5 protein-coding genes are annotated in these 5,640 nt (G+C 69.4%); 1 reads left to right on the top strand and 4 read right to left on the bottom strand.

Annotated features, from left to right (window positions below; translation table 11 throughout):
- From GA0115259_RS33350 to GA0115259_RS33340, 3 genes are all read right to left on the bottom strand, one after another.
- Window positions 1–1,389 (bottom strand): ABC transporter permease (locus GA0115259_RS33350; RefSeq protein ID WP_093603863.1); only part of this gene is annotated, 1,389 nt, incomplete at its 3' end.
- A gap of 168 nt (window positions 1,390–1,557) precedes the next feature.
- Window positions 1,558–2,826: a L,D-transpeptidase gene (locus GA0115259_RS33345; protein WP_093603867.1), complete on the bottom strand. Its 1,269-nt coding sequence runs from the start codon at window positions 2,824–2,826 to the stop codon at window positions 1,558–1,560.
- Between the two features lie 162 nt (window positions 2,827–2,988).
- A complete protein-coding gene (locus GA0115259_RS33340) occupies window positions 2,989–3,348 on the bottom strand; it encodes a hypothetical protein (protein WP_066953469.1) in 360 nt (119 codons plus the stop codon).
- A gap of 109 nt (window positions 3,349–3,457) precedes the next feature.
- Here GA0115259_RS33340 and GA0115259_RS33335 point away from each other — a divergent pair, with 109 nt between their 5' ends.
- Window positions 3,458–3,760 carry a hypothetical protein gene (locus tag GA0115259_RS33335; protein ID WP_093603861.1) on the top strand — a complete coding sequence of 101 codons (303 nt, stop codon included), beginning with the start codon at window positions 3,458–3,460 and terminating at the stop codon, window positions 3,758–3,760.
- A gap of 59 nt (window positions 3,761–3,819) precedes the next feature.
- Here GA0115259_RS33335 and hutH read toward each other — a convergent pair whose 3' ends face one another.
- A complete protein-coding gene (gene hutH / locus GA0115259_RS33330; protein ID WP_093603859.1) occupies window positions 3,820–5,367 on the bottom strand; it encodes a histidine ammonia-lyase in 1,548 nt (515 codons plus the stop codon).
- Window positions 5,368–5,640 lie beyond the last annotated feature (273 nt).

Below are 5,640 nucleotides of genomic sequence, written 5' to 3'. Positions count from 1 at the left end.
CGCGATCAGCCCGCCCGCCACGGCGAGTCCGACGGCGACGGCGAGGGTGGCGAGCGAGACGGGCGCGGTCAGGGCGATGTCGAGCGCCTTGGCCGTGGCCTGCCGCGCCGGTCCGCCGCCGGTCACCAGGCCACCGCCGAAGCCGCCGTTACCACCGCCACCGCCGCCGCCCGTGGAGCCGAGCTGCGCCGTGAGCGTCGGGCTGATGGCCGTGACGAGATAGGCACCGCCGAGTCCCAGCGCGATACCGAGCACACCGCCGAGCAGACCGTTGACGAGCGCCTCGCCCACGACCTGACGCGTCACCCGGCCGCTCTTCCAGCCGAGCGCCTTGAGCGTGCCGAACTCCCGTACCCGGCGGCTGACCGCCGAGGAGGTGAGCAGACCGGCCACCAGGAAGGCAGCGATCAGCACGGCGATGGAGAGCCACTTGCCGACGGTCGTGGCGAGGTCGGAGGCGGTGGACAGGGAGCCGGAGACGGTGTCCGCGAGATCGGCCGAGGTGGTGACGGTCGTGTCCGGGATGTTCTTCTGGATGGCGGACTTGACGCCCTCGATCTGCTGCGAGTCGGCGGCCTTCACATAGACCGTGGTGACCTTGTCCTTGGAGTCGGACAGGGTCTGGGCCTTCTTCAGCGGAATGTAGAGATTGGCGGCGGCGTCGCCGCTGTCGGCGGTCGCGACACCGACGATGGTGAACTTCGTGCCGGAGATGGTGACGGTCTTGCCGACCGCGAGGCTCTTCTCCTTGGCGTACGCGCTGTCGACGATCGCGACGGCCGCGTCGGTCTCGTCACTCGTGAAGGCGCGGCCCGCGGTGATCTTGGAGGAGGTGAGCGGGCCGAGGGCGGGCGCGGAGACATCGGTGCCGTACACCGAGTAGGTGTTGACGTCGAACGCGGCGCCGCCGCCACGGACCTCGCCGCCACCGGTGCCGCCGCCACCGGCCTTTCCGCCGCCCTGCGGCGGAGTGAACTCGCCGGGCTTGAACTCGCCGTTGACCTTGAGCACGGTCAGGCTCAGCCCGCCGACGGCGTCGGCGACTCCGTCCTGGTCGCCGACCTTGGTGACGGTCGAGGCGGCGAGCGTCTGGAAGCCCTGGACCAGCACCCGGTCACTGCTCTGTTCCGCGTCGTCGCCCTTGGCGTCGAACTCGAAGCGGGGCCTGGTCCGGCCGCCCTCGCCGGGCGGCGGGGCGGCCTTGGTGACGGTCATGTCGGTGCCCAGGCCGTACAGCGACTGCAGGACCTTGTCCTGCGCCTGGCTCATACCGGAGGAGACCGAGCTGACGATGATCACCAGCGCGATGCCCAGGGCGAGCCCCGAGGCGACGACGAGCGCCGCCTTTCTGCGACGGCGCAGCTCGCGCCTGAGATAGGTGAAGAACATGGGCGTGAAGCTAGGCACCGGGCGTGATGAAGTGTTGAGGCCCGGGTAAGAGCTGCATGAGAACGCGAACGGCGGCGACACCGCAAGGGTGCCGCCGCCGTCGGGCGTACGAAGGAGAACCAGGCCCGGCCGACCCTATGGTGGACCGGGACCGGGACCGGGAGCGGATCAGACCCGCGAACCGGCTTGCCAGTCTGCCCAGTTGAGGTTCCAGCCGTTGAGGCCGTTGTCGGGCTTGATGGTCTTGTCCGGGGAGTTCTTGACGATGACCACATCGCCGATGAGCGAGTTCTCGTAGAACCACGCCGCCGGCTGGTTGGGATCACCCGCGCCCTTCACATCCGCCAGACCGACACAGCCGTGGCTGGTGTTGGCGGTGCCGAAGATGGACTTGGCGCCCCAGTAGTTCCCGTGGATGAAGGTGCCGGACGTGGACAGCCGCATGGCGTGCGGGACGTCCTTGATGTCGTACTCGCCCTTGCCGTCGTTGTCCGTGAAGCCGACCGTCGCGCCGTTCATCCGGGTCTCCTTGAACTTCTCGGAGATCACCATCTGACCGTTGTACGTCGGGTTCTCCGGCGAGCCCGAGGAGATCGGGATCGTCTTGATCGTCGCGCCGTCGCGGGTGACCGTCATCGTCTTGCTCTGGGCGTCGACGGTGCTGACCTGGTTGCGGCCGATCGTGAACGTGACCGTCTTCTGCTGGACACCGAAGACACCGCTGGCGCCCTCGACACCGTCCAGATTCAGCTTGAGCGTGACCGTCGAGTTGCCCTCCCAGTACTGCTCGGGACGGAAGTCGAGCCGCTGCGAGCTGAACCAGTGGCCGACGACCTCCTGGCCGCTGCTGGAGGTGACCGTGATCCCTTCCTGGACGGCCTTCTGGTTGGTGATCGCCTTGTCGAAGTTGATCGAGACGGGCATACCGACGCCCACCGTGGAGCCGTCCTCGGGCGTGAAGTTCCCGATGAAGCTGTTGGCGGGCGAGACGGTGGTGAAGGACGAGTTCTCATGGGCCTCGCGGCCCTTGCCGTCCTTGGCCGACGCGGCGATCTTGTATGTGGTGGACCGGTCGAGCTGGCCGTCCGGCTGCCAGCTCGTGGAGTCGGCGGAGAGCGTGCCGGGCACATCGGTGCCGTCCGCCGTGGTCATCGTGACCTCGGTGAGCGTGCCCTTGGTGACCGTAACCTTGGCGTCGTTGTTGATGCCGACGTTCGTCGCGCCGTTCTTCGGTGAGATGGCTATCTGGGCCTCGGAGGTGTCCTTGGCCGCCGCCTCGTCCACCTGGGCCTGCGACGACGGAGACTTCGTGCTCTCGGCGGACCCGTTGTCCGCGCCCTCGCTACAGGCCGAAAGCACCAGCACACCGCCGAGCACCGCGGACGCGGCCATGAGGCCCCTGCGCCGCTTGCTGTCCGTCATCACACGTTTCTCCATCATCGACGCCAACCCTGCCGCTAACCCTTAAGAACTGCTGTACCGGTTCGCCCGGTTCCACATCAACCCGAGATGTGTCGCACACCACTCGCCGTTCCGTATGGGCGAGCCCCGGTCCGTCGGTGACGCGGACCGGGGCTTCCAGGGTGACACGCTCGTGTACTAGACCCGACCAGCCGGGGCTTCCTCCTCCTCTTCGGCCGGCTCGTCCCGATCGTCGTCGTCGAGGTCCCACTCCGCGGAGTCCGGGTCGTAGTCGATCTGCTCGCTGGTCCACGAGGCCTGGGCGAGCTGGACGCCGGGAACCGTCCTGACCAGGTCGAACGGCTCCACGAGATACGCGATGGCCTCGGCCTCGTCCTCCCCCACGGCCGTCTCGGCGTGGGCGCGCTCGTCGTCCGGCATGAACTCGTCGGCGCCGATACGGGCGAGGGCGGTGGCGCTCAGCTTCTCGGGGTCGTCGACCTCCAGCACCAATTCCACCCGAAGCCGTACATACCGTGATGTTTCTGTAGTGGTCATACGACGGAGCGTAGGGCTCAGACCCCCCGCGACTTTCCCGCGACCCGCTGCTTTCACTAGCATCGGCGCACCCAGCCAATTCGGCGTTGTCACAAGGGGGATCGATTCCGTGTCCGTCGTACGCCGACCGCTGCTGACAGCCACCGCCGCCGGGACCCTGCTCTGTGCTCTGTGGTTCGTTCCGTCCGCGAACGCCACCGATGAGCAGGGCGAGCCGGCCCAGGTGTCAGCGGCCACCGCCCAGGGCCTCTCCGCCGGGGACTCCGACACTTCGGAGAGCCCACGCCATCTCGCCCTCGCCGATACGGGCAGCGTGGACACCACGCCGTATCTGTTCGGCGGGACCGCCTTTCTCATGATCGGCGCCGGGTTCGTCGCGTACTCGCAACGAAGAGACGCGAACGTGCTCTAGTCACACCACAAAAAAGAGGGCAGCCCGGAACACCGGGCTGCCCTCTTTGCCGTACGAGCTCAGGCCAGCGGCCCGGTCACCGGCTCCACCGCCGCGATCAGCCCGCCCTCGCGTACGAAGGCGTCGGCCGCCGCGAGATCGGGCGCGAGGAAACGGTCGGGGCCCGGACCCTGGACACCGGCGGCGCGCAGGGCGTCGATGGCGGCCCTGGACGCAGGCGCGGGCGTCAGCCCTTCCCTCAGCTCGATCGCGCGCGTCGCGGCGTACAGCTCGACGGCGATCACCCGGGTCAGATGGTCGACGGCGGTACGGAGCTTGCGCGCGGCCGACCAGCCCATCGAGACATGGTCCTCCTGCATCGCGGAGGACGGGATCGAGTCGACCGAGGCCGGGACCGCCAGTCGCTTCATCTCGCTGACCAGGGCGGCCTGTGTGTACTGGGCGATCATCAGGCCCGAGTCGACGCCGGGATCGTCGGCGAGGAACGGCGGCAGCCCGTGCGAGCGGTTCTTGTCCAGCAGCCGGTCCGTACGGCGCTCGGCGATGGAGCCGAGGTCGGCGGCGGCGATCGCCAGGAAGTCCAGGACATACGCGACGGGCGCGCCGTGGAAGTTCCCGTTGGACTCGACACGGCCGTCGGGCAGCACCACGGGATTGTCGACCGCCGAGGCCAGTTCGCGCCCGGCGACAACGTCCGCGTACTCCAGCGTGTCCCGTCCGGCGCCCGCGACCTGAGGTGCGCAGCGTACGGAGTAGGCGTCCTGGACGCGCGGCGCCTCGTCCTGCTGGAAGTGGCCGGTCAGCCCGGAGCCGGCGAGCACCCGCAGCATGTTGGCGGCGCTGACGCCCTGTCCGGGATGCGGGCGGATGGCGTGCAGCTCGGGCGCGAGGACCTTGGCGGTACCGAGCAGGGCCTCCAGGCTGAGCGCGGCGGTGACGTCGGCGGAGGTGTAGAGCCGCCTCAGATCGGCGATCGCCATGACCAGCATGCCGAGCATGCCGTCCGTGCCGTTGAGCAGGGCAAGGCCCTCCTTCTCGCGCAGCTCGACCGGCGCGATGCCGTGCGCGGCGAGCAGCTCGGCGGCTGGCGCGACGGTGCCGTCGGGGCCCTCCGCGTCGCCCTCGCCCATGAGCGTGAGCGCGCAGTGCGAGAGCGGCGCGAGATCGCCGGAGCAGCCGAGCGAGCCGAACTCGTGGACGACGGGCGTGATCCGGGCGTTCAGCACGTCGGCCATGGTCTGCGCGACCTGCGGCCGTACGCCGGTACGCCCGGACGCCACGGTCTTCAGCCGCAGAAACATCAGCGCCCGCACGACCTCGCGCTCGACGCGCGGTCCCATCCCGGCGGCGTGCGACCGCACGATGTTCCGCTGAAGCTGCGTCCGCAAGTCCTGCCCGATGTGCCGCGTGGCCAGCGCCCCGAAGCCGGTGGACACGCCGTACACGGGCTCGGGCTTGGCCGCGAGCGCCTCCACGACCTCCCGGGCGGCGGCCATCGCCCCGAGGGCCTCGGCCCCAAGCTCAACCCGAGCGAGCCCCCGCGCGACGGCGACGACGTCCCGCCCGCTCGTCCCGGCCGTCCCCACCACGACAGTGTGCATATCCATATTCAGGAGCCTACGGACTGAATCCAGGAGTGTCACCTCCCGGTGGGGGGCCGTGAACGGGGCCCCCGTTCCGTCCTCAATCGCCGGACGGGCTGGATTTTTCGGCCTGCGGCCGGAGTACGGCGAGGAGCTTGGCCCCTACCGAGCGGGCACCCGGCACCGGGTCGGGCGGTTCCGTCCTCAAACGTCGGACGGGCTTGGTGGGTGCCCGGCACGAGCCGCAAACCACGACCCCTAGCCGGGAGGCGAAGGCGGAAGGTCACGGAAGCGGCG

Origin of the sequence: Streptomyces sp. MnatMP-M17 (assembly GCF_900091995.1) — a bacterium.
Lineage (GTDB): Bacteria > Actinomycetota > Actinomycetes > Streptomycetales > Streptomycetaceae > Streptomyces.
This window is presented reverse-complemented; position numbering and strand designations above follow the sequence as displayed.

Bases quoted from the DNA above. Each gene is read 5' to 3' on its own strand.
- GA0115259_RS33345 (WP_093603867.1), bottom strand. From the start codon at position 2,826: ATGGAGAAACGTGTGATGACGGACAGCAAGCGGCGCAGGGGCCTCATG.
- GA0115259_RS33340 (WP_066953469.1), bottom strand. From the start codon at position 3,348: ATGACCACTACAGAAACATCACGGTATGTACGGCTTCGGGTGGAATTG.
- hutH (WP_093603859.1), bottom strand. From the start codon at position 5,367: ATGGATATGCACACTGTCGTGGTGGGGACGGCCGGGACGAGCGGGCGG.